This window comes from Actinomadura sp. DC4, assembly GCF_030406325.1.
GTDB lineage: Bacteria > Actinomycetota > Actinomycetes > Streptosporangiales > Streptosporangiaceae > Actinoallomurus.
The window spans coordinates 120,642-144,067 of record NZ_JAUEQY010000003.1; the positions used below are offsets into that span (position 1 = coordinate 120,642).

Annotated in this window: 16 protein-coding genes; 6 read left to right on the forward strand and 10 right to left on the reverse strand. The window is 73.2% G+C overall.

Annotated elements, in window-relative coordinates; genetic code table 11:
* Positions 1-7: 7 nt before the first annotated feature.
* The 9 genes from QWU11_RS05620 to QWU11_RS05660 all read right to left on the reverse strand — a co-directional run bounded on the left by QWU11_RS05620 (position 8) and on the right by QWU11_RS05660 (position 12,839).
* Positions 8-589, reverse strand: a complete 582-nt coding sequence (locus QWU11_RS05620; protein ID WP_290103943.1) for an SIS domain-containing protein — start codon at positions 587-589, stop codon at positions 8-10.
* Positions 586-1,551 carry an ROK family protein gene (locus QWU11_RS05625; protein ID WP_290103944.1) on the reverse strand — a complete coding sequence of 322 codons (966 nt, stop codon included), beginning with the start codon at positions 1,549-1,551 and terminating at the stop codon, positions 586-588. Before QWU11_RS05625 ends, QWU11_RS05620 begins: the two co-directional genes overlap by 4 nt.
* Before the next feature lie 2 nt (positions 1,552-1,553).
* Positions 1,554-2,483, reverse strand: a complete 930-nt coding sequence (locus tag QWU11_RS05630; RefSeq protein ID WP_290103945.1) for a carbohydrate ABC transporter permease — start codon at positions 2,481-2,483, stop codon at positions 1,554-1,556.
* A 1-nt stretch (position 2,484) separates the two neighbouring features.
* Entirely contained in the window at positions 2,485-3,426 is a 942-nt protein-coding gene (locus QWU11_RS05635) for a sugar ABC transporter permease (RefSeq protein WP_290103946.1), read from the reverse strand.
* Positions 3,426-4,781: an extracellular solute-binding protein gene (locus QWU11_RS05640; protein WP_290103947.1), complete on the reverse strand. Its 1,356-nt coding sequence runs from the start codon at positions 4,779-4,781 to the stop codon at positions 3,426-3,428. Before QWU11_RS05640 ends, QWU11_RS05635 begins: the two co-directional genes overlap by 1 nt.
* A gap of 207 nt (positions 4,782-4,988) precedes the next feature.
* Positions 4,989-6,098 carry a LacI family DNA-binding transcriptional regulator gene (locus QWU11_RS05645; RefSeq protein WP_290103948.1) on the reverse strand — a complete coding sequence of 370 codons (1,110 nt, stop codon included), beginning with the start codon at positions 6,096-6,098 and terminating at the stop codon, positions 4,989-4,991.
* On the reverse strand, positions 6,088-7,866 hold the full coding sequence (locus QWU11_RS05650) for a hypothetical protein (RefSeq protein ID WP_290103949.1): 1,779 nt from the start codon (positions 7,864-7,866) through the stop codon (positions 6,088-6,090). The genes QWU11_RS05645 and QWU11_RS05650 overlap by 11 nt, the downstream gene beginning before the upstream one ends.
* Positions 7,863-9,674 (reverse strand): MBL fold metallo-hydrolase, encoded by a 1,812-nt coding sequence (locus QWU11_RS05655; protein WP_290103950.1) that lies wholly within the window; start codon positions 9,672-9,674, stop codon positions 7,863-7,865. Before QWU11_RS05655 ends, QWU11_RS05650 begins: the two co-directional genes overlap by 4 nt.
* A gap of 36 nt (positions 9,675-9,710) precedes the next feature.
* A complete protein-coding gene (locus QWU11_RS05660) occupies positions 9,711-12,839 on the reverse strand; it encodes an amidohydrolase family protein (protein ID WP_290103951.1) in 3,129 nt (1,042 codons plus the stop codon).
* Between the two features lie 254 nt (positions 12,840-13,093).
* Here QWU11_RS05660 and QWU11_RS05665 point away from each other — a divergent pair, with 254 nt between their 5' ends.
* Both QWU11_RS05665 and QWU11_RS05670 read left to right on the forward strand, forming a co-directional pair.
* Positions 13,094-14,716 (forward strand): protein kinase, encoded by a 1,623-nt coding sequence (locus QWU11_RS05665; protein WP_290103952.1) that lies wholly within the window; start codon positions 13,094-13,096, stop codon positions 14,714-14,716.
* A gap of 77 nt (positions 14,717-14,793) precedes the next feature.
* The gene (locus QWU11_RS05670; protein ID WP_290103953.1) at positions 14,794-15,393 is read left to right on the forward strand and encodes a hypothetical protein; all 600 of its coding nucleotides are present in this window, start codon (positions 14,794-14,796) and stop codon (positions 15,391-15,393) included.
* 22 nt (positions 15,394-15,415) lie between these two features.
* Here the strand turns inward: QWU11_RS05670 and QWU11_RS05675 are convergent, their stop codons facing one another.
* On the reverse strand, positions 15,416-15,862 hold the full coding sequence (locus tag QWU11_RS05675; RefSeq protein WP_290103954.1) for a type II toxin-antitoxin system PemK/MazF family toxin: 447 nt from the start codon (positions 15,860-15,862) through the stop codon (positions 15,416-15,418).
* 124 nt (positions 15,863-15,986) lie between these two features.
* Here QWU11_RS05675 and QWU11_RS05680 point away from each other — a divergent pair, with 124 nt between their 5' ends.
* The 4 genes from QWU11_RS05680 (at position 15,987) to QWU11_RS05695 (ending at position 23,426) form a co-directional block, all read left to right on the forward strand.
* Positions 15,987-16,202 (forward strand): three-helix bundle dimerization domain-containing protein, encoded by a 216-nt coding sequence (locus tag QWU11_RS05680; RefSeq protein WP_290103955.1) that lies wholly within the window; start codon positions 15,987-15,989, stop codon positions 16,200-16,202.
* Between the two features lie 103 nt (positions 16,203-16,305).
* Positions 16,306-17,397 carry an RNA polymerase subunit sigma-70 gene (locus QWU11_RS05685; protein ID WP_290103956.1) on the forward strand — a complete coding sequence of 364 codons (1,092 nt, stop codon included), beginning with the start codon at positions 16,306-16,308 and terminating at the stop codon, positions 17,395-17,397.
* Positions 17,398-17,508: 111 nt separating this feature from the next.
* A complete protein-coding gene (locus QWU11_RS05690) occupies positions 17,509-20,790 on the forward strand; it encodes an FtsX-like permease family protein (RefSeq protein WP_290103957.1) in 3,282 nt (1,093 codons plus the stop codon).
* A complete protein-coding gene (locus QWU11_RS05695) occupies positions 20,787-23,426 on the forward strand; it encodes an FtsX-like permease family protein (protein ID WP_290103958.1) in 2,640 nt (879 codons plus the stop codon). Before QWU11_RS05690 ends, QWU11_RS05695 begins: the two co-directional genes overlap by 4 nt.

Consider the following 23,426-nt stretch of genomic DNA (forward strand, 5'->3'; position numbering starts at 1 on the left):
CCGGGCGTCAGGTGGAGGCGGCCCAGCGGTCGATGTGCTCGCTGAGCAGGTGCAGCAGCAGGACGTGGGCCTCCTGGACCCGGGCGGTACGGCCCGAGGCCACGGCGAGGACCCGGTCGGCGTGCTCGGCCGCCGGTCCCCCGCCCGGGTGCGCCTGCCCGGTGAACAGCACCGTCAGCGCGCCGGCCTTGCGGCCCGCGTGCAGCCCGGCGACGACGTTGGGGGAACGGCCGCTGCTGGTGAACGCGACGACGACGTCGTCCGGCCGGGCCAGCGCGGTGACCTGGCGGGAGAAGACGTCGTCGAAGGAGTAGTCGTTGCCGACGCAGGTCGTCACGGTCGGGTCGGTGGACAGCGCCACGGCGGCGAGCGGGCGGCGCTCGCGGCAGTAACGGCCGATCAGCTCGCCGGCCAGGTGCTGGGCGTCGGCGGCCGAGCCGCCGTTGCCGAAGGAGTAGACGACGCCGCCGCGCTCCAGCCGGGCGGCGATCTCCTCCCCGAGCGAATCGACGCCGGGGACGAGGCCGCGGACCGACTCGATCACGGCGAGATGCTCGTCGAGATGCTGGACGAGTGGCTGGTCGTTCATTGGCTTTCTCCGAGGTGGTGGAAGGCCGAGGCCGCGGCGCCGACGACACCGACGGCGTCGCCGTGCGAGGACAGCTCGACGCGGGCGGCGGCGCCGGCCGGGCGCATGGCCTGGGACAGCGCGGCGTGGCGGACCGGCAGCAGGAGGGCGTCTCCCGCGCGGGTCACGCCGCCGCCGAGGATGACGAGCTCGGGCTCGACCACGTTGATCATGACCGCGACCGCGCGGCCGAGGGCGGCGGTGGTCTCGTCCCACAGGCGCCTGGCCAGGGGGTCGCCCCGGCCGGCGTGCGCGGAGACGGTCTCGGCGGTCACCGCCGGGACCTCGCGCATCGAGGAGGCCTCGCCCGTGGCGAGCGCCTCCGCCGCGCGGCGGGCGATCGAGCTGCCCGAGGCGTACGCCTCGATGCATCCGCGCTGGCCACAGCCGCAGACGCGGCCGTTCCAGTCGATGATCACGTGGCCGAACTCCCCGCCGTTGCCGGCCGCGCCGGTGTGCAGCCGGCCGTCGAGGATGACGCCGCCGCCGACGCCGGTGGACACGGTGAGATAGAGCATGTGCCGTACGTCGCCCCAGGGCCCGTGGCGGTACTCCCCGAGCACGGCGGCGGTGGCGTCGTTCTCCAGGAAGACCGGCCGGGCGTACGCGGACCGGACCAGGTCGACGATGGGCACGTCGTCCCAGCCGGGCAGGCCGGGCGGCCCGTGCACCCGCCCGGTCGCCGGGTCGAGCGGGCCCCCGCAGCCGATGCCGACCGCGGCCATGTCCGCCGCGGCGCACCCGGCGGCGGTCAGCGCCTCGCGGCCCAGGTCGAGCAGGCGCGCGACGACCGCGTCCGGCCCCTCCCCGACCCTGGTCGGCGTCCGTACGAAGGACCGTACGTCGCCGGTCTCGCCCACCACACCGGCGGCGAGCTTGGTGCCGCCGATGTCGAGGGCGAGCACGTGATCCCCGAGTGACACGGTCAGCCCTTCCGGCCCGTCGTGGCGATGCCGTCGATGATGTGCCGCTGCGCGAAGGCGAAGATCACGATCATGGGAATGGTCGCGATCAGACTGGCCGCCGAGATGATCTCCCAGTGGTGCTCGCCGCCGTTGCCGAAGGTGTCGATGACCGACTTGAGGCCGCGCGGCATGGTGAACAGGGAGCTGTTCTGCAGGTAGATCAGCGGTTTGAGCAGGTCGTTCCAGCTCGCCTGGATCTCGAAGATGAACACGATCGCCAGGGCCGGCCGGGCGAGCGGCAGGGCGATGCGCCAGAACAGGCCGAAGAAGCCGCAGCCGTCGACGCGCGCCGCCTCGAACAGCTCCCGTGGCAGCGACAGGAAGAACTGCCGCAGCAGGAAGATGTAGAACGCCGAGCCGAAGATGTTCTGCGCCCAGAGCGGCACCTGGGTCCCGGTCAGGCCGATCTTGTTCCAGATCAGGTAGACCGGGATCATCGTGACCGCCTGCGGCAGCATCATCGTCGCCAGCACCAGCCCGAACAGGAAGTTGCGCCCGGGGAACCGGAAGTAGGCGAACCCGAAGGCGACGACGGCGCTGCTGATCGTGACGGTCGTGGCGGCGGCGATGCCCACCATCGCGCTGTTGCCGAGCCAGGTCAGCATCGCGCCGTAGTGCCAGACGTCGGCGAAGTTGGCCGGCCGCCAGTGGTGCGGGATCAGCGCGTTGTCGAACACGTCCGTACGCGGCTTGAACGACGCGCTGACCAGCCACAGGAACGGATAGGTGAACAGCACGCCGGCGAGCGCGAGCACGATGAGGTACGGCGTGCGCCTCCAGATCGGCCGATGGTCGCGGCGGCCCGTACCGGGCGGCGCGGCCTTGGCCCTCTTCGTCACCGGGCCTTCGGAGGCCGGTGTCGCGGTCAGCCCCGCGGGAGAAGTCGCCATGTCAGTCCCTCTCCCCCTCGTAGTAGACGAACCGGCGTGAGACGCGCACCTGGATCGCCGTGACGATCATGATCACGATGAACAGCAGCCAGGCCAGCGCGGAGGCGTAGCCCATGTGCAGGAAGCCGAACGCCTGCTGGAACAGGTAGATCACGTAGAACAGCGCGGCGTCATTGGAGTAAGTGGTGTTCTGCTGACCCCCGAAGAACATCGTGTACGCCTGGTCGAACATCTGCAGGGCGTAGATGGTCTGGACGATCAGGGTGAAGAACAGCGCACCGCTGATCATCGGGAGCGTGATCCGGCGGAATCTCATCCACGCGCCCGCGCCGTCGAGCGAGGCGGCCTCGTACAGCTCCTTCGGCACCTGGCGCAGCGCCGCGAGGTAGATCACGACCATCCCGCCGACGCCCCACAGCATCGTGATGGCCAGGCCCGGCTTGACCCAGGCGGTGTCGGTCGTCCAGTTCGGGCCGTTGATCCCCACCAGGTGAAGCGTGCGGTTGAGCAGCCCCTGGTTGCCGTTGAGCAGCAGCAGGAACAGCGCTCCCGCGGCCACCGGCGGCGTCATGACCGGCAGATAGAAGATCGTCCGGAAGAACCCCGACGCGCGGCCCACCCGGTTGAGGACCATCGCCAGGCCCAGCGCGACGGCCATCGCGGCCGGCACGTACATCACAGCGTAGATGAGCGTGTTCGCGAGCGCCTTGGCGACCTTCGGGTCCGACACGAGCTGCCGGTAGTTGTCCCAGCCGACGTTCTTCGGCGAGCTGATGGCGTTGTAGTCGGTGAATGACAGCACCAGGCTGGCGATCATCGGGCCCAGGGTGAAGACCAGGAACCCGATGATCCAGATGCCGATGAAGCCGTACGCGGCGCGGGCCTCCCGGCGCTGGTTGCCGCTCCGCGTACGCCTCCGTCCGGGCAGGGCCAGTGCCGCCATCACTTGACCGCGCTGAACGCCTTGGCGGCCTCGGTCTGCGCCTGCCGCATCGCCGCGTCGGGCTTTTGCTGGCCGGACAGCGCCCGGTTGACCGCGTCGGTCCAGGCGGTCTTGATCTCGCTGCCGGCCTTGGACGGGGCGATGCTGAAGGCGTACTCGTTGGAGGCGTAGTAGTTCTGGATCGCCGCGTCGAAGCCGGTCTGGCCGGGCTTGACGTACTTCGCCTTGACCTGCGCGTCGGCGGCCGGGTTGCCGGTCCACAGGCCGGTGAAGATCGACTTGTTCTTCTCCACCGTCGCCTCGCGCGCCCCGGCGGCCTTGAGCCAGGTCTCGGTGGCGGTCATGACCTTCATCCAGTTGACGGCCGCCGCCGGGTTCTTGGCGCCCTTGGGCAGGCACCAAGCGCTGCCATTGGAGAAGCTGATCGGTTTGCCCTGCTTGTCGGTGAACGCCGCCGACTCCAGCTCCAGCTTGGGCGTCGCCTGGACGAGGACGTTGACGTACCAGCCCTCCCAGGGGAAGGCGCCGGCCTGGTCCTTCTTGAACTCGTTGCCGGAGCCGAACAGGTCCCAGGTGTCACGGAAGGCCTTGAACCTCGACCAGCCGCCCTGCTCGTCCACGAGGCTGAGGGCGTAGGTGAGGGCCTCGATGACGCGGGGGTCGGCGAGGTTCGGGGAGCCGTCGGCGTTGACCAGGTCCGCGCCGTTGGCCTTGGCCCACAGCGGAAGGAACTCCGGCAGCTTCGGGTCGAAGCCGATCCGGGAGATCTTGCCGCCGCCGGCCTTGTACAGCTTGACCGCGTTGGTGTGCAGCCTGTCCCAGTCGGTGGTGCCGAGGTCGGCCGCCGTCAGCCCGGCGTCCTGCAGCGCCTCGCCGTTCATGAGGATGTTGCGAGTGTCGTAGAACTCGGGGATGCCGTAGACCTTGCCGTCGATGGTCACCTCGTGCAGCGCCGCCGGCCGGTAGGCCCCCGTCTTGATCCCGGCGGAGTCCAGGTGGTCGTCCAGGGGCTGGATGGCGCCCTTGGCGGCGTAGGTGCCGACGAGGCCCCGGTCGAGGTACACCAGGTCCGGCGGGTTGCCGCTGGCGACCGCCGAAAGGAACTGCTGCGGGTCGAAGTCGCCCTCGTTGATCTTGAGCCCGACCTTCGGGTAGGCGCTCTTGAAGGCGTCGATGCGCGCCTGCCCCACGTCGTCGGGCTTGCCGAAGCCCTGCGTGGACAACGTTCCGGTGTCGCCCTTTGACGCACCGCCGCCACCGCTGCCGCTCGTGCCGCTGACACCGCCACAGGCGCTCGTCACGCCGAGGGCGAGCGCCCCTGCCGAGCCGGCCAGAAAACCGCGTCGGGTGATCATGCGCACTCCTCACAACCAAGGCGAATGTTCGAGCCAGGCGTGAAGAATACGTCGTGACCTGGGGAAATCGGTCAATCGGCATCACGGGCACGCGGGGAACCAGGCCCAGAACATCGAATGTGGCATCGTTACCACAATGCGGTGCACGTTATTTTCGGCCCAGAGGCGCTGTCAAGAGGGGAATTTCGGACCGGCGACTACGGGCGGTCAGCTCGACGGGGAGACGGCGACGCCGCCGGGCCCGGGCCCGGCCAGGGAGATCACGGCGCCGGGCGGCGCGGTCGAGCCGCGGAAGGTGACGGACGGCTCGATGTAACGCACCGTGGCCTGGCCGTCGGCCGAACCGGCGATGCGGTCCACGACCAGCCGGGCGCAGGCGCGGCCGAGGTCGTCGGTGTGCTGGTCGACGGTGGTGATGCCCGGCGAGACCATCGACATCCACGGCACGTCGTCGAAGGCGACCAGGGACAGGTCGTCCGGGATCCGCCGGCCGGCCCGCTGGAGCGCCTGGAACGCGCCCTCGGCGAGCATGTTGTTCGCGGCGAACAGCGCCGTGACGTCGGGACGGCGGGCGAGCAGCCCGGTCACCGCGTCGCGCGCCGCCTCGGGCTGGAACTTCGTCGGCACCACGAGCCCGGGGTCCATCGGCACGCCGGCGGCGCGCAGCGCCGCGCGGTAGCCGGCGAGACGCCCCGCGCCGGTGGTCCAGTCGGTCTCGTCGATCAGCAGCGCGATGCGGGTGTGCCCCAGGCCGATCAGGTGGGCGGTGACCTCCCGCGCGCCTCGTACGTTGTCGACCAGGACGCCGTCGGTGGTCAGGCCCTCGACCATGCGGTCGGCCTGCACCACCGGTACGCCGTCGTTCAGCAGCATGCGCACGGCGCGGTCGGACACCGGCGTGATGATCGCCGCCGAGACCCGTACGGCGAGGAAGGTGCGGGCGCCCTCGACCTCGGCCTCCTCCTCGCCGTCGTTGTTGACCACGATCACGTGGTAGCCGGCCGAGCGGAGCTGCTCCTCGATGCCGGCCGCGAGGTTGGCGTAGAAGGGGTTGCGCAGGTCGGAGATCAGCATGCCGACCGCGCGGCTGGTGCGGTTGCGGAGCGTGCGCGCGTTGCTGTCCGGGACGTAGCCGATCCGCTCGGCGGCCGCGAGCACCCGCGCGCGGACGTCGGCGCCGACGTAGCCGTTGCCGCTCAGCGCGCGCGAGGCGGTGGAGGGCGAGGTGGCGGCGGCGCGGGCGAGGTCCTGGATGGTCGGACGCCGTCGTGGTCTCGGCGGGTCGGGCTCCGCGCCGTCCCCGCTCTTAGGCCCCATGACGGACGATTGTATGCCGGGGCTCCGTGAGCCCGTGCGCCTCGCGGTGGGCCGCCCACGAGGCCGCCACCACCGCCCACGTGCCCGGGCCGACCGGGCCCGGTTCGAGGTCCATCCGGTCGGCGTAGTACAGCGCGGGCACGCCGAGGGCCGGGGCCGCGCGGGCGTACGCCGCCAGGTCGCGCCGGCCCGGCAGGCACCAGCCGTCGGTGTCCACCGGCAGCTCCGGGCAGACCGCCCGCACCACCCGCGCCCGGTAGGTCATCTGCTCGACGACGGCCGTGTCCGAGGGCGGCGGCAGGCCCTCGGGGTGGTCGGTGTGGAGGACGTCGTTGAGGCGGATCATGTCGGTCACGTCGAGGAAGCCCGGGTCCGGCGTGTGGGTGACGATCAGCGAGCCGGGCTTGGCGCGCTTGGCCGCGCGGTGGGCGACCGCGAGGAGCTCGTGCAGCAGGTCGAAACCCCAAGAGGGGCCCGCGTGCCGCAGGGCGGCGCCGGAGGGCGTACGGCCGCTGAAGTCGATCTTAAGGCCGTCGGCGTCCAGGTCGCCGAGCATGAACGCCATCGCGTCCTCGATCACCTCCCGGCCCGCCGAACTCTCCGGGTCGATCGCGAGCGGCCGCCCCTCGGGATCGCGGACGCAGGCCTCGGCGGGAGCGCCCTCGGGGTCCCACGCCTTCCACCAGAGCAGGACGCGCTGGCCCCGGGCGTGCCGGTCTTCGATGAATCCGCCCAGGTCGGGCCACTTGTCGGTGTCGGGGCGGCAGGTGGCGTACCGCTCCTGCCACTTGTCGTCCACGACGACCGTGCCCGGGACGAGCCCGTGGCCGGCGAGCGCGTCGAGGAACTCCTCGTACAGCGGCTGGCGCGAGAGACCGGGGGCCTCCCGCGGCCGCCGGGCGAGCGCGCACTGCGCGCCCCAGCCGCAGAAGATCGGCTGGAGCCAGTGGGCGGGCACCGGGCGCGGGGCCTCCGCCGGGACGAGGCCGCGGGCGGCCAGCTCGGCGCGGTAGGCGCGCAGGCCCTCGTACGGGTCCGCCGCGCCGAAGATCAGCAGCGCCGTCGGCGTCGTGAAGGTCCCGTCGGCGGCCGTGTGCCCCTCGTACTCACAGCGCAGGCTGAACCCGCCGGGCGTCGGGTCGTAGGCGAACTCCACGAACGTACGGCGGCGCGCGGCCAGTCCGAGCATCAGCCACGGGCCCTCCGGCAGCCGCCGGTCGTCGGCGGTCCGCTCGCGGGAGAGCCCGAAGCACGTCGGCGCGGGCGTGAACAGCCACCGGCCCACGCCGGGCTCGCCGCCCTCGCCGTTGACGCTGATCACGGCGGGCTCGGCGGCCGGGCGGGCGACGCGCCAGGGGTGGTCCGGGTTCGGAGAGAAGACGGTGTGGTGGGCCGCACCGCTGGGCAGCACGCCCTGCGGCAGCCGCGCCCCGCCGAGCAGCCGTACGGTCGTGATCTCACCCCGGCCGCGCACCGTGGCGCCGAACGCGATCCGGTCGGGGCCGAAGTCCACCACGTGCGTGCGGGACTCCCACCGTGAGCTCACGCAGGAGACCGTCAGGCGCGCGCCGTCCTCGTGGCGTTCGAGGTCGACCGCCTCCACGCGGACCGTCTCGTCCGGCCCGGCGAGCGTGTCCACGGAGGCGAGGAGGCGCAGGCGCCCCCAGGACCCGCCGTCCGCGCCGGTGACGTCGGCCAGCAGTCTCTCGCGGTCGATCCTCACGGTGTAGTGCGGTGTACGGATCTGCGGCGGGGTCGCTCCCGTCATCGGACGTCCACCAATGCCTCCGCCTGCTGGCCGAAGTCGCGGTCGCCGGCGATGAGGTTGGCCGCCACGCGCGCCCGCCGCCGGCGGCCGGGCGGCGGCTCCACCGTGAAGCGGACCACGGCCTCGGCGAGCCCCTCGGCCTCGACCTCGCGGTGGTCCGGCGTGACCCGCCACCCCTCGGGCACGACGAGGTCGACGCGCAGCACGCTGCGCCGCCGGAAGGGGTTGCGGACCTCGACCTCGAATTCCCGGCTCTCGCCCCCGTGCACCGCCGAGCGGTACGGCAGGACGCGCGCGCCGAAGCCCTCCGCGCCGAAGTCGACCTCCTCCAGCGGGAGCAGCGTCCGGTGCAGCCGGGCCAGTTCCTCCCCCTTGACCAGCAGCATGTCGAGGTAGGCGTCGTCGACCCGGCGCGGCGCCCAGTGCCCGCTGATCATCAGGTCGGGCGCCAACCGCCGGTAGAGCAGGGCCGAGTCGACGAAGTCGTCGAAGCGGAAGCGGTTGCGATACTGGAAGTTGAGCACCTCCGTACGCTCGCCGTCGGCCCACCCGCCGTCCTGCTGGTCGCCGGTGGCCAGGACGGTCTGCCCGTCGGCCTCGAAGGCGATCGCCACCGCGTACAGCGTGTGGCCGGGCAGCGGGTACATCGTCAGCTCGTACTCATGCCACCGCACCGGCACGCCGGTGTCCACCACGCGGTCCACCGGCAGCGGGTCGTACCAGAGGCACGGCAGGTCGTGGCGCAGCGGGTCGCGCAGGATCGGCGCGATCGACTCCGCCGCCCAGATCTGCGTGCCCTCCACCTCCTGCAGCAGGCCGAAGCCCGCCACGTGGTCGTCGTGGTAGTGCGTCGGAACCGCCACCTCGACCCGGTCGATGCCGTACGTGTGCTTCAGCGCGTCCAGCGAGGCGAGCCAGGGCCGCCGCGAGGACCGGTCGTCGCCGGTGGGCATCCCGGTGATCATGTCGAAGCCGTAGTCGATGAGCAGGGCGGCCCCCGACTCCGACAGCAGCGCGTAGCTCGTCGCGAAGGACGTGCGGTTGCGGAGCAGGTGCGGGCTGATCCGCTCGTACGGCCGCCGCAGCCGGGCGTTGAGGTCCCAGTGCTCGTCCCGGCGGAAGTCGACGAGTGCCTGGAGGTTGCGCCGCGCCTCGACGATCGCGGCCATCGGCGCGTGGATCGGCCGGCCGTGCGAGGGCAGCACCAGGTCGGGGGCGCGGTCGGCGACCAGGTCCAGGGAGATCACCGACGCGGCGGCGCCCTCCAGGCCGCTGTAGCTCCACTGCATCGCCGCGAGCGACCAGACCTTGCCCGGCCCGTACAGCAGGTCCCCGGTGAAGGCGATCCGGCTGCCGTCGAGCTCGGCGAGGTAGGTCACCGACCCGAGGGTGTGCCCGGGCGTGGGGATCGCGAGGACGTCGACCCCGCCGATCCGGGTGGTGCGGTACTCGGGCACGACGGCGTGCACGGGCACGTCGTCCAGCAGCGAGAACCGGTCCTGGCGCAGGTCGTAGTAGTCACTGACCGTACGCGTCTGCCAGTGCGTGCTCACGTCGGCGAACAGGTCCCGCTCGCTCGCGGGCACCCAGATCCGGATCCCGGCCGCCGCGGCACGCGCCAGCCCCTGCCCCTGGTCCCGGTGGTGATGGGTCATCAGAACGTCGGTGATCCGCTCGACGCCGTGGTCGGCGAGGTGATCCAGCACCGCGCCGGACCCGAAGTCGACCGCGATCGCGTCCGAGCCGGTGACCAGCAGGTAGACGTTGCAGGTGTCGTGATGAACCCGTACGGAGTCGGTGAGCCGCATATGGCAACGATTCCATACGAAACGCCACCCCCGTGGTCAGGTCCCGGCGCAGCAGGAGCGTTTGCTCTCCTCCAGATAGTGCGGGTCGTGCCACCAGTACTTCGCGTTCGCGGGGTGGTCCGGCAGGCGGGGCAGCAGCCGGCCGGCCGGGGCGGCCTGGCGCATGGGGGCGGCGAAGGGTTCGAGCAACGCGTCGACCGTGTGCAGTTCGCCGTTGACCATGATCTGGCGTACGTCGGCCGCCCGGGTGATGTCGGTGAGCGGGTCGCCGCCCAGGAAGGTCAGGTCGGCGTACATGCCGGGCTTGATCTGGCCCAGCGGCTCCTCCAGGAACTCCCCCGGCACCCGGGTCGCCGTGGTCAGCGCCTCGTACGGGGTCAGCCCGTACTTCACCAGGGCGCGCAGGTTCATGTGCGTGCTGACCGCGGTGTGGTCGATCGGGGAGTCGGTGCCCGTGATGACCCGCCCGCCGCCGCGTACGGTCGCGACGACCTGGGCGACCTGGGCCGCGAGGTTCGCGCGGTTCACGGTCTGGTCGGTGGTCCTGGCCGTGTTCACGGCGGCCTCCAGCGAGGCGTACTCCCAGGAGGGGTAGAGCGTCCTCACCCGCCGGTCGGTGACGAGCGAGGTGTCGTCGCGGAACAGGGTCGCCGAGACGAACAGGGTCGGGGTCCGCACCGCGCCGGAGGCGGTGAAGACGTCGATCACGTCGCCGTAGCCGGTGCCGAGCGCGGTCACCGTACGGGAGTAGCCGAAGCGGTTCGTCGCGCCGATGTGCTCCATGCCGTCGCCGCCGAAGCCGATCGCCGGGTAGTGGTAGTGCGAGGTGGCGTGGACGCCCCGCCCGTGCGCCCAGTCGATGACCTTCCGCTGCCACTCGGTGGGCAGCCGCACGTAGGACTTCATCAGGTCGTAGTCGAGGGCGCCGGCGCGTTCGAGCTCCAGGGCGAGCTGGGCGTCGTCGAAGGTGGGGCGCATGAAGTTGTAGAAGATCCGCGGCCCGTCGACGGCCTCGCCGGTGGCGAAGTAACGGGGGGCGACCCGCGCGCCGGACTGGAACGACTCGCGGGCCTCGACCATGTGGTAGGCCGGGCTGCCCGGTGAGCGGGTCGTCGTGATGCCCAGCGACAGCCAGAGACGGCCCTGGCGGTCGCCGTACTCATACCCCTGCATCTCGCGGTGGTGGTGCATGTCCACGAGGCCGGGGATCACCACGGAGTCGCCGGCGTCGACGACCGTGCCTCCCCCGCCGTGGCCGCGCGGCTCGACGGCCACGATGTGGTGGCCCTCGACCACGATGTCCACGTCCTCGCGCAGGTGCCGGGAGGTGCCGTCCCACATGCGCGCGGCGCGTACGACGGTGCGGCCCTTCGAGCGTGTGTTCGCCCAGGTCAGCGGGGCCGGCAGCGTACGGGTGCGGCTGCCGTCGGCGGCGGCGAGACGCAGGCGGCCGTTGTTGAGATAGAGCAGATGAGAGGAGTCGCCGCTCCAGCTCACCGCGTCGGTGACCTCGTGGGTGACCTGGCGCGGCTCGCCCGCGGGCGTGCCGTCGGGGTGCACGTCGACCACCCACAGGACGCTCGCCACGACGAACGCCATCTTCGTCCCGTCGGGCGACCACACCGGCCCGTCGTCGCCGCGCGTCTGGATCGAGCGGTCGGGCAGCGGGTCGACGTACGTCCCGGCGCCGGTGCGGCGGTCGACCAGGAGGATCTTGCTGAGGCCCTCGCGGTAGCGCGCGGAGTAGGGCTTGATCGCGGCGAGCGCGATGACGTTCCCGTCGGCGGACCAGGTCGGGCGGCCCGGCTCGAAGGTGGCCGTGTAGACCTGCTGGACGTTCCCGGAGGCGACCTCGACCGTGTAGAGCGCGCCGGTCTGGTCGAGGAAGGCCAGGTGGGAGCCGTCGCGCGACCAGCTTCCCGACACCGCCGCGGCGTTGGGCAGGTTCGTCAGCCTGCGGTCCGCGCCGGTGGCCAGGTCGCGGATCCAGATGTCCAGCTTTCCGGCCCGGTCGGTGGAGTAGGACAGGTGACGGCCGTCCGGCGACCAGGCCGGGGAGCTCTTCCACCAGTGGTCGCGGGTGAGCGGCCGCGGCGCCTGCCCGATCCGCATCGTGTAGATGTCGTTGAGCGCGCGGAACGCCACCTGCTCGCCGTCCGGGGACAGCACCGGGCTGCCGATGCCGGCGACCGGCCGCGCCTTGGCCGAGTCGAAGTCGCGCCGCCGCTTGCGGTAGGACGGCGCGGCGAGGGTGACCGCGGCGCTGAAGCCGATGTCGTGCGGCGCTCCCCCGCTCAGCGACCGGCTCCGGATCCGCCCGTCGGCGGTGTAGACGAACTCCTTCGCGGACCGCCACGACACCCGGAACGGGAACACCTCCTCCCCCGTCACCAGGGCCGTGCCCGACCGCCACAGCTCACTGCGGCCGTTGAGCACGAGCGAGTAGAGCAGGTCCTTGCCGTCCGGGCTCCAGGCCGGGTTGTGGATCACCTGGCCGTCGGGCACGGTGACCGCCGTCGTACGGGCCCCGGTGCCGAGCTCGACGACGTCGATCCGGGTGTTGGCGACCACGAAGGCGACGCGCCCGCCGTCCGGCGACCACGCGGGCTCGTACTCCTCGGCCGTCGTGTCGGTCACCTTCGTGATCGCGCCGCCGGCGACGTCCAGCGTGTGGATGCCGTAGCCGCCGCCCAGGTCGGAGGAGAAGACGATCCGCTTTCCGTCGGGAGAGAAGCGCGGCTCGCGGTGGTCGTACGGCCCGTGGGTCAGCCGGCGCGGCCCCGATCCGTCCGGGCGGATCACCCAGACGTCGAACACGCCCTCGCGGTAGGACTGGAACGTGATCCACCGGCCGTCCGGGGACCACTCGGGCTGGGCGATGTCGTACAGGTCGCCGGTCAGCCGGCGGGCCGGTCCGCCGGAGGCCGGCAGGACCCACAGCACACCGACGAGGTCGATCGCGATGGACCTCCCGTCCGGCGAGAGCTGCGCCGCGAGGTCGGTACCCTCACGCAGCCGGACCGTACGCCCGCGCGCGGGCGCCGCGGCCTCCGCCGGAGCGGCCGTGCCCAGGTCGATTCCGCCGATCCCCGCGATCGCCGCGGCACCGGCCGCGCCCGTCAGAAGGCTCCGCCTTCTGATGTAGGGCCTCTCGATGTCCGCCATGGCTCCCGCTCCTCGCGCCGGCCCGTCTCCGACTCACGCCTTTACGCGTGGGAACGCTAGCCGTAAGGACAGCCCGAAACAGCTCGCTGTCCTGTTTCGGCCCTGCTCTGGACACCCGCCGAGATGCCCCAGATAAACAGAAAAGACCACGAACAGTGACGTTCAGGTTGCGCCCGGCTCCATACGGTTGCAAGATCTATATCTTCAGAAGATCAATTACCGACGCGGTCGAAAGAGGCGCGCTCGTGGATGGAATGTCCGCACCGAAGGCTCTCGGCGGCGAAGTCCTGCCCCCTGGCGCCGAGCCGTTGCAGGCAGACGACCCGGCCGTCATCGACGGGCACCGGCTGACCGGCAGGCTGGCTGCGGGCGGTACGAGTGTCGTCTACCTCGCCCACGCCCCCGGCGGCGAGCACGTGGTCGTCAAGACCACGCGCATGCGCCGGGCCGACCAGACGCAGACGCGCCGCCGGCTGCGCACCGAGGCGGTCTCCGTCCGGCGCCTGCCCGCCTTCTGCACCCCCGCGCTGCGGGTCGACGGCAGCGACGAGTCGCCGCCGTACCTCATCCAGGACTACGTCGAGGGCCCCTCGCTCGCCCAGTTCGTCGAAGGCCTCGGCCCGCTGGACCCCGAGCAGCTCGACGCGCTGGCGATCGCGCTCGCGCGCGCCCTGGGCGCCGTGCACGGCGCGGGCCTGATCCACTGCGACGTCGAGCCGACCAACGTGTTGCTCGCCTCCGACGGCCCGCGGCTGATCGACTTCTCCATCGCCCAGGAGGCGCCGATCTCGGGCCGGCCCGCCGAGATCGGCACGGTGCCCTACAACCCCGGCTGGGTCTCGCCGGAGCGCGTCAGCGGCCATCCGGCCGGCACCGCCTCCGACGTGTTCGGCTGGGGCTGCCTCCTCGGGTACGCCGCGACCGGCCGCAGCCCCATCTCCGAGGAGGGCACCGGCGTCCGCGCCGACGTGCTGGACGCCCTGCAGGAGCCCCTCCGCGGCCTGGTCTCGGCGACGCTCGCCGAGGACCCCGCCGACCGGCCCACGGTCGGCGAGCTCCTCGGACGCCTGGACGGCACGGCCGAGCGGGTGACGCCCGTACCCCGCCCGCTCACGCGGCGGCAGGACCTAGAGGGAGCGCCCGAGGCCGTCGTCGACGCCCCGACCGCGCCGATGCCCGCGCTCGCGCCGATGCCGGCCGAGCCCATGCTCGCCCTGGACGCGCCGGCGGCCCTGGACGCCGCGGGGCCGCACCGGTCCCGCCCGCAGTCGTTGCGGGACCACGCGGCCGAGACCGGCGCCGAGCTCCTGCCCTGGCACGAGCAGGCCGAGGAGGCCCCGGCCTCGCGCCGCGTCGAGTACGCCGCCGAGACGGCGAAGGCCGCCACCGCCGATCCGCCGCCGCGCCGCGTCGAGTACGCAGCGGAGACGGCCTCTCGTAGGCGCGCCGAGGACGAGCGGCGGCCGCGCAGGCTGCGGATGGTCGCCATGGTGACGGCGCCCGCCGCCCTCGTGGCGGTACTGGCGACGGTCGTCGCGATGGCCGCCACCGGCAACGGCGGCTCCGTGCCCGCCGAGCCCGGCAGCGCCCTGGTGCCCGGCCAGGGCCCGGTCGACTCCCAGGCCCCCGAGGACCACGACCGTCACTCGTACGGGCCGCGGCCGGCGTCCGCCTCCCGCCCGCACGACCACACGAGCCCGACGGCGGCCGAACCCACGCGGCGCACGCTCCGTAAGACGTCGCGCGCCCCGAGCCGGCCGGGCGGCGGCAGCCACTCGCCGAGCTCTCCGACGCACGCCCCGCCGCCGCCCCCGACCCATTCGCCGACGCCGTCCCCCTCGCCGACGCCGACCGGCACCGGCGCCGCGACCGGCTGACCTGACCGACCTGCCGAAGTCCGTGCGGTCGTGTAGTTTTGCTCGCCATTCCACGCTCCCCGCAGAACGGACACTCGATGGACTTCCAGACGCTTCAGGCCGCGCCGCGCCTGCTCATCCGGCAGCGCGTCCGCCTGATGGTCAACCAGTACGAAGTGCACATGGAAGGCGCGGACGGGTCCGAGGGAGAATTGGTCGCCTTCGCGCAGCAGAAGCGCATGGCGTTCAAGGAACAGGTCACCATTTACACCGATGACAGCAAGCAGTACGCGCTGTTCGGTTTCAAGGCGCGCAAGCGCCTCGACCTGTCCTCGACCTATGACGTGACCGACCCGCAGGGGCAGCCGATCGGGCTGTTCCGCAAGGACTTCAAGGCGTCACTGCTGTCCTCGACATGGCACCTGGAGCAGCCGAACCTCGGCGTCACGACCGGCTCCGAGCGCAACAAGACCGTGGCCATCCTGCGCCGGGTCTGGGACTTCATCCCGTACGTGGAGAACCTGCCGTTCGCCTGGCCGTACCACTTCGACTTCAACGCGAACGGGCAGGAGACGTTCAGCGTGGACAAGAAGTTCGGCCTGCGCGACCGGTACGTCGTCGACATCAAGGACCCGCGCCTGGACCGCCGCCTCGTCATCGCGCAGGCCATCGCGCTCGACGCCCTGCAGCACCGCTGATCGGCGGCCCACGCGCGTGTGTTCAGCTCCGCGCGCGCGTGGGCTTCCAGCCGTGCGCCCGCATGAGCGCCGCAGCGACGTGCGCGAACCGCTCCGGGTCGAGCACCGAGCCCTCGCGGCGGATGTCGTCCTCGTCCAGCGCGAACACGCGGTCCAGGCGCAGGTAGGACTCGCGCCCGTCGCGGTCCCAGGCGCCGGTCCCGAGGTCGAGCCAGTCCTCGGAGTCGTGGGCCTTGCTGGAGAGCATCATCGCCAGCAGCCGTCGCCCGTGCCGGCCCACGACCAGCAGCGGCCGGTCCTTGCCGCGCTCGGGGTCCTCCTCGTACGGCACCCACGCCCAGACGATCTCGCCCGGATCGGCCAGTCCGTCCATGTCCGGGGAGTACTCCAGCGTCGCCGCGCGCTCGGGCGTGTAGATCTCCCGTACGGCCCCGCGGTCCGGCCGCGGATCCTCTCCATGATCAAGCATCCGCGCAGCCTACCGGCCCGCCCTCGCCCTCGTGGCCACGGCCCGGGGATCTTCGTGTGTCAGCCGCCCGCGCCCGGGTACGCCTGCGGGCAAGGACGACCCAGTCACGCAACGGAGGTCTTTCGTGAGCGCCGACACCATCCGTGAACGGCACGCCCTCGACCAGCTGACCGACCGCCTCTCCCGATCGTTCTCCGACCGTTTCTCCCCCACACAGGTGGATGAGACGGTCAGCTCGATCCACCACAGGTTCGACGGGCGGCCCATCCGCGAGTTCGTTCCCGTACTGGTCGAACGCATCGCCCGCGACGAACTGAGACACTCCGCACCCGGCCGCTGACCGTCGTCCCGGTACGCACCGCTTGTCGCGGCTGCGATGAGTTTTCCGGCTCCCGGTCGTCATAGAGGTCAAGGCATGCGGTCCGTTTGACCCGGCGGGCCGCATGCCGAAAGCTCGCACCGCCCCCGAGGACGAGCAGGAGACCAGGGAGTCCGTCGTGCAGCGAGTCAATCCCAGGAGCAACCAGGCCGAGGAGAACGCGGTCGCGGCGGCCGCCCGGGCGGGCGACGAGCCGGCGTTCACCGAACTCGCGGTGCGGTACCGCGCCGAGCTGCAGGTGCACTGTTACCGGATGCTCGGGTCGCTGGAGGACTCCGAGGCCCTCATACGGGAGACGTTCGTACGGGCGTGGCGGCGGCGCGAGACGTACCAGGCGCGCTCCAGCTTCCGCGCCTGGCTGTACCGCGTCTCGACCAACGCCTGCCTGGACTTCCTGACCCGCAAGCCGTACGACGGGCAGCTGGCGATGACCGGCCCGGGCGGTGAGACGGCGCCCGCCGCGATGATCCCCTGGCTCCAGCCGTACCCGGACCGGCTCTTGGACGCCGCGGCGTCCAAGTCGGACACCGCCGTGACCGCCGAGCCGACGATCGAGCCTGCCTACGTCGCCGCGGTCCAGTACCTGCCGCCGCGGCAGCGCGCGGTACTGATCCTGCGCGACGTGCTCGGCTGGCCGGCCAAGGAGGCGGCGATCGCGCTGGAGACGACCGTCGCGTCGGTGAACAGCTCGCTGCAGCGGGCCCGGCCGACGCTGCGGCGGCACCTGCCGGTACGACGCGCGCCGGCGACCGTGCCCGGCATGAGCGAACGCGCGATGCTGGAGCGCTACATGGCCGCGATCGAACGCTCGGACGACACGGCCCTGTCGGGGTTGCTGAGCGAGAACGCCCGCGCCGCCCAGCAGCCGGGCGCCGGCGGTCACGACGGCCCGGAACCGTTCCTGGTCGAGGGCCGGATGGCGATCATCGCGGCCTGGGCACCGGCCTTGCACGGCCCGCACGCGCTGGCGTTCCGCTTCATGGCCACCCGCGCCAACCGCCAGCCGGCCGCGGCGTCGTACGTCCGCGGTGAGGGAGAGAGCGCGTTCCAGCCGTTCGGCCTGAGCGTGCTGCGCCTGGAGGCCGGAACCGTCACCGACGTCTCGACCTTCCCCCCGGACCTGTTCCCCGCCTTCGGCCTCCCCGCCCTGCTCTAGCCGCCGCTCACGGGGAGATCTCGAACGGAACACCGTTCCGTGAGTGCTCTTGCCGGGTTCGGCCGGTGCGGGCGATCATGAGGGTCTTTCGGGGCTTCGAGAGGACACGGGGTGAAACGGCCTGGTCTGGTGGTGCGTCGTGCTCTCGGCCATCGCCTGCTCGCCGTCGCCGCCTCCGCGACCGCGCTGTTCGCCGTGACCGTCCTGGCGGCGCTCGCCGGGTACGCCGCCTCCGTGACCGGGGAGGGGCTGCGGACCACCCTCGCCGGCACCACCTTCGGCGGCGCCGGTACCCAGATCAGCACCGCCGTCGCCGCACGGGACATCCCCGCGGCCGACCGGCAGGTATCCGCCGCGATCGCGAAGGTCTACGGCCGCGTGCCGGCCGCGATCTCGCTCAGCGCGCGCGGCGACTCCTACATCGTCCCAGGTCAGGAGCGGAGTGCGCACCCTCAGCTCACGACGTTCGCCACGTACTCCGGCATCGAGGGCCACGCCCGCCTGACCGCCGGCCGCTGGCCCGCCCCCGCCCCGGCCCCCGCGGGCGGGACCGTCGAGGCCGCCCTCCCGGAACCGGCCGCGCGCGCGATGCGGCTCGCCCCCGGCCGTACCGTCGTCCTGAACAGCCGCGTCGACGGGCCGGCCGTCACGGTCAGGGTCACCGGCCTGTTCGCGGCCGTCCGCGCGGACGACTACTTCTGGGGTGGCGACCGGCTCGTCACGACCGGGGTGGAGCGGCTCGGCTACACGACCTTCGGCCCGCTGGTCGTGCCGCCGGCCACGTTCACCACCCGGTTCACCACGTCCGTGACCGCCCGCTGGCTGGTGCTGCCCTCGTTGCGGGAGCTGCACGCCGGGCGGTTGAAGGACGTCGAGAGGCGGGCCCGCGCCCTGCCCGCCACGCTCGGCCCCGGCCCGGCCGGCAGCGCCGGCTACACCGTCAAGTCATCGGCCGCGGACCTGCTGTCCCAGGTCGACCGCGCGCTGCTCGTCTCACGCTCGACGCTGATGATCCCGGCGCTGCAACTCATCCTGCTCGCGGTGTACACGCTGGTACTCGTCGCCCGGCTGCTCGCCGAGCACCGCCGCGTGGAGATCACGCTCATGCGGGCCCGCGGCGCCTCGGCCAAGCAGGTCGCGGCGCTCTCGGTCGGCGAGGGCCTGCTGCTCAGCGCGCCCGCGGCGGTGGCCGCGCCCTTCCTGGCCCCGTTCCTGGTCCGTGCGGTCACGGCGACGCCGCTGCTCGGCACGCCCGGGCTCCGGCTGCACCTGACGCCATCGGCGCTGATCTGGGCCGTCGCGATCACGGCGGCCCTGGCCTGCGCCGCCGCGATCACGCTGCCGCCGCTGCGCGGCGTCAGGAGGACCTACGTCGCGACGGTGACCGCGCGTGGCCGGGGTGAGCGGCGCGGAATGATCCAGCGCGCCGGCGCCGACCTGGCGCTCGTCGTCGTCGCCGGGCTCGCCGTCTGGCAGCTCGCGCACTACGGGGGGCCGGTCACCACGACCGCGGCGAACGGGCTCGGCGTCGACCCGCTGATCGTGGCGGGGCCGGCGCTCGCGCTCCTCGCGGGCGGCGTCGTGATCCTGCGGCTCGTGCCGGTCGCCTCGCGTGCCGGTGAGCGCGCCACGACACGCGCTCGCGGGCTGGCGGCCGCGGTCGGCACGCGGCAGGTGAGCCGGCGTCCGCTGCGGACCGCCGGCCCGGCCCTGCTGCTCGTGATGACGGTCGCCGTCGGTGTCCTGTCCCTGGTGACCGGGGTGACCTGGCGGCAGTCGCAGGTCGACCAGGCCGACTTCCAGGCCGGCGCCGACCTGCGGATCGGCGCGCCCGGCGACCAGAGCTCCCCGATGACGGCCGGTCAGGGCGGCCGGTACGCGCGGCTGCCCGGCGTGATCGCGACGAGCCCGGTGCTGCGCGACACCGGATCTACCGGCAGCGCGGAGGTGACGGTCCTGGCCGCCGACGCCGCCACGGTCGGCGGCATGCTGCGGAACCGTCCGGGGATCTCGCCCAGCACGCCGTTCGCGCGGCTCGCCGGAGGCGGACCCACAGCGTCGGTGCCCGTACCCGGACACCCGACGCGCCTGTCCGCGGGCTTCCGCGTCGCCGCCACGCGGCAGAAGGACCCCGTCGCCCTGTCCCTGATCGTCAGCGACGCGCTGCACGTCACGTACGAGGTCGACGCCGGCACCGTGCCCTCGGACGGGAGGACCCACACGAAGGAGATCGGCCTGACCGGCCTCGCGGGCCGGGACGGCCTGCTGTCCTATCCCCTCGCCGTCCGCGGTCTGCGCTTCACCTCCGTGCGCACCTGGGCCGTACCGGCGGACGGCCTGGCGGTGACCGCGATCCGGCCGGGTGACGGCGGCGGTCTCGGGCCCGCGCTGCGGACTCCGCCGGGGACCCACTGGTCCGGGCTGGTCACGCTGACCGCCGGGTCGCCCTCCGGGCTGACCATCCGCCCGGGCCGCCCGGGCCGCCCGGGCGGCCTGGTGACGGCCCGGCTGCCGGTCGCGCCCGGCATGACCGTCCAGACACCCCAGGTCGCCGGCAGCCTCGTCCTGCGGGCCGGGCCCACCGCCCGTGACGTCGCGGAGTCCGCGCCGATGCTGGCGATCGTCACCGGCGACCTGGCGGCACGCGCGCACCTCGCCGTCGGCGGCCAGATCAACCTCACCGAGAACGGCGTCGAACAGCCCATCACGATCGCCGGGATCGTCCCGGCCCTGCCGTCGACGACCCCCGGCGTACCGGCCGTGCTCCTCGACTGGACCGCGCTGCAGGAGCGGGCGCTGGCCTCCGGAGGCACCCCGTCGCCGCCGACCGAGTGGTGGCTCGCGACCCGCGCCGCCGACACCGCCCCCGCGGCGCGGGCCCTGGCCGCCCATCGGACGTGGGGCGGCACCACCGTCGACCGGATCGAACTGCGGCACCGGCTCCGCGACGCGCCGCTGGGCGGTGCTCTGCAGGGCGCGCTGCTGCTCGGCTTCGCCGCCGCGCTGGTGTTCGCCGCGACCGGCTTCGTGGTCAACACGGCGGTGTCGGCGCGCGAGCGGGCGACCGAGTTCGCGATCCTGCGCGCGCTCGGCGTCAGCGGCCGGCAACTCCTCGGGCTGGTCGCCGTCGAGCAGGCGTTCCTCGTCGGGCTGGGCGTGGCCGGCGGGCTGCTGCTGGGGCTCGTCGTGGCCCGGCTCGTCGTCCCGCACGTCGTGCTGACGGTGAGCGCGACGGCGCCCTACCCGCCGGTGCACGTCATCCTGCGGTGGCCGATGATCCTGGCACTGCTGGCCGCCGTCGTCGTACTGCTCACCGCGGTCCTGCTCCTGCTCGTACGCTCCCTTCGCCGCGGCAGGCCGGGCCGGGCCCTGCGCCTCGGGGAGGACCGATGATCCGCCGTACGGCACGGGCCCAGTGGGCGGCGCTCCTCACCCTCGGGCTGCTCGTCCTCATCACCTCGTTCCTGGCCGACGCGGGTCCTCGTACGCTCGTCGCCGGATACGACCGGGCGGCGCGCGACACGGTCGCCGGCGCGCCCCCGGGCGGCACCGACCTGGTCGCGGCGGCCGAGCTCCGGCCGGTCGCGCCGTCGGACGAGCGGATACGGGCGAGGTTCCCCGCCTCGACCGCCGACGGGCTCGCGCGGCTGGACCGGCAGTGGCGCGGGATGTTCCCTCCCGTGCTCCGGAAGACGATCGTCACCGCCGACCACGCCGCCGCCACCGACTTCATGTCACTGACCGGCCGGACCGAGAAGCTGGCGCTCGCCTACTCCGCCACCGCGGGCGGGCACGTCCGCTATGTCGCCGGCCGCGCACCCGGCGGGCCCGAGCCCGGGTTCCGCCTGGAGGCCGCGTTTCCCGTACGCGCGGCCCAGCGGCTGGGCGTCAAGGCCGGCGACGTGCTGACCACCGTGACACAGCCGGCGCTCAGCGTACGGATCACCGGCCTGTTCACGCCCGCCGACCCAGGACAGGCGTACTGGCCGTCCCATCACCCCTACACCGACGCCGAGATCCAGAAAATGCCCGACGGAAGCGAGATCGTCCGGGCGACGGCGGTCGTCGGCCCGGACGGCTACCGGGCGCTGGCCGCACAGACTCCGTTCCACATCGCTCTCACCTGGACCTACACGCCCGGACCGGGCCGCGTGACGGCGGACACGGCGCCCGCGCTGGCCGCCGACGTGCAGCGGGCCGGCGAGGCGCTCGCCAACGCGCGGGTGGACGCCGCCGGCCCCCTGCTGAGCACCCGGTTCGACGACCTGCTGGAGGACTTCGTACGGCGGCTGCACACCGCCCAGACGCTGCTGTCACTGTCCCTGGCGGGACTGTTCGCCGCCGCGCTCGGGGTGCTCGCGCTGGCCGTACGGCTCCTGCTCACCCGGATGGACACCGCGCTGTCCACCCAGGCGGCGCGCGGCGCCTCGCGTACCCAGCTCGCCGGGCTCGCCGGAGGCCTCGCGGCGCTGGTCACGCTGCCCGCCGCGGTCGCCGGACCGGCGCTGTCCGCGCTGCTGGTGCCCGGCCCGGCGCAGGCGGTCTCGCTCGCCGCCGTGGTCGCGCCGGCCGTACTCGCGATCGCGCTGCCGGCGGCCGTCGCCGGGCGCACCCGCCGCGCGCCCCGCACCGGGCACCGCCGGCTGGTCGCCGAGGCCCTGCTCGTCGCGCTCGCGGTGGCCGGGACGTACGTCCTGCGGCGGCGCGGGCTGACCACCGAGACCTGGGCGGCGGGCGTCGACCCGTACCTCTCGGCGGTGCCCGCGCTCCTCGCCGTGGCCCTCGGCCTGCTGCTCCTGCGGGTCCTGCCGTACCCGCTGCGGCTGGCCGGATGGTTCCTCGCCCGCGGCCGGTCCGCCGCGCCGTTCGTCGGCGTCGCGCGCGCCGCCCGCCAGGAGGCCACCGCGGTGCTGCCGCTGGTCGTGCTGCTGCTGGCCGTGACGGTCATCGGGTTCGGCTCGACGGTCTCGACGAGCCTGGCGCGCGCGCAGCGGATCGCGACGTACGAGTCGGTCGGCGGCGACGCGCGCGCCGACGTCCTGTCGATGGACCCCGCCCTCGTCGCCCGCGTGCGCCGCTCCCCCGGCGTACGGGCCTCCGTACCCGTCCAGACGATCGACGCGGCCCGGCTGCTGTCCCAGGGCGACGTCGTCGACGAGCTCACCGCGATCGGCGTCGACCTCGATGCGTACCGGCGGATGATGGCCGGGACCGGGGCGCGGATCCCGGGCTGGCCCGCGACGCGGCCGGGCGAGCCGGTGCCCGCGCTGTTCTCCCCGGCCGCGAGCAAGGCGGCGCGGGCGGGCGACCTCGGCATCTCGACGGACTACGGGCAGCGGCTGCCGGTACGCGACGCCGGCACCGTGGCGGCCTTCCCGGGCCGGAACCCCTCCGACCAGTACGTCCTCGTGCCGGCCGACGCCCTGGCCCGCGCCACCGGCGGAGGGAACACCGGCTCGGTCTCGATCTTCGTACGCGGCGACCACATCGACGTGGGCGCGCTGCGCCGCGCCTCCGCCCAGACCACGCTGGGCGACGCCGGAGCGAGCGCCGTCACCACATACGCCATGACGCACGACGCCTTCACCCAGGGCGAGCTCGGCCGCCTGGTCGGACGCGGTTTCGGTTTCACCGGGGTGCTCGTCGCCTGCTACGGAACGCTCGCCGTACTGGTCATCCTGTTCGCCGGGGCGCGGGCACGCGGCCGTACGGTGTCCTACCTGCGCACTCTCGGGCTGAGCCGCCGCCAGGCGCGCCTGATGGCCCTCACGGAGATCGCGCCGGCGCTGTTCGCCGCGGCCGTGGCGGGGTGGCTGCTCGGCCTGGTGCTGCCCGGCCTGCTCGGGCCCGCCATCGACCTGCGCCCGTACACCGGCGGGTTCCCGGTCACGCGCTACCGGCCCGACCTGGCCGGGGCCGCGGCGCTGGCCGGCGGGCTCCTGGTCTTCGCCGCGCTCGCGGTGCTCATCGACGCCGTCACCGCCGCGCGCCGCGGCCTGGGCGGCGTCCTGCGGATCGGCGACACGTGA

Bases quoted from the DNA above. Each gene is read 5' to 3' on its own strand.
- QWU11_RS05665 (WP_290103952.1), top strand. From the start codon at position 13,094: ATGTCCGCACCGAAGGCTCTCGGCGGCGAAGTCCTGCCCCCTGGCGCC.
- QWU11_RS05695 (WP_290103958.1), top strand. From the start codon at position 20,787: ATGATCCGCCGTACGGCACGGGCCCAGTGGGCGGCGCTCCTCACCCTC.
- QWU11_RS05670 (WP_290103953.1), top strand. From the start codon at position 14,794: ATGGACTTCCAGACGCTTCAGGCCGCGCCGCGCCTGCTCATCCGGCAG.
- QWU11_RS05635 (WP_290103946.1), bottom strand. From the start codon at position 3,426: ATGGCGGCACTGGCCCTGCCCGGACGGAGGCGTACGCGGAGCGGCAAC.
- QWU11_RS05645 (WP_290103948.1), bottom strand. From the start codon at position 6,098: ATGGGGCCTAAGAGCGGGGACGGCGCGGAGCCCGACCCGCCGAGACCA.
- QWU11_RS05655 (WP_290103950.1), bottom strand. From the start codon at position 9,674: ATGCGGCTCACCGACTCCGTACGGGTTCATCACGACACCTGCAACGTC.
- QWU11_RS05675 (WP_290103954.1), bottom strand. From the start codon at position 15,862: ATGCTTGATCATGGAGAGGATCCGCGGCCGGACCGCGGGGCCGTACGG.
- QWU11_RS05685 (WP_290103956.1), top strand. From the start codon at position 16,306: ATGCCGAAAGCTCGCACCGCCCCCGAGGACGAGCAGGAGACCAGGGAG.
- QWU11_RS05640 (WP_290103947.1), bottom strand. From the start codon at position 4,781: ATGATCACCCGACGCGGTTTTCTGGCCGGCTCGGCAGGGGCGCTCGCC.
- QWU11_RS05650 (WP_290103949.1), bottom strand. From the start codon at position 7,866: ATGACGGGAGCGACCCCGCCGCAGATCCGTACACCGCACTACACCGTG.
- QWU11_RS05630 (WP_290103945.1), bottom strand. From the start codon at position 2,483: ATGGCGACTTCTCCCGCGGGGCTGACCGCGACACCGGCCTCCGAAGGC.
- QWU11_RS05620 (WP_290103943.1), bottom strand. From the start codon at position 589: ATGAACGACCAGCCACTCGTCCAGCATCTCGACGAGCATCTCGCCGTG.
- QWU11_RS05660 (WP_290103951.1), bottom strand. From the start codon at position 12,839: ATGGCGGACATCGAGAGGCCCTACATCAGAAGGCGGAGCCTTCTGACG.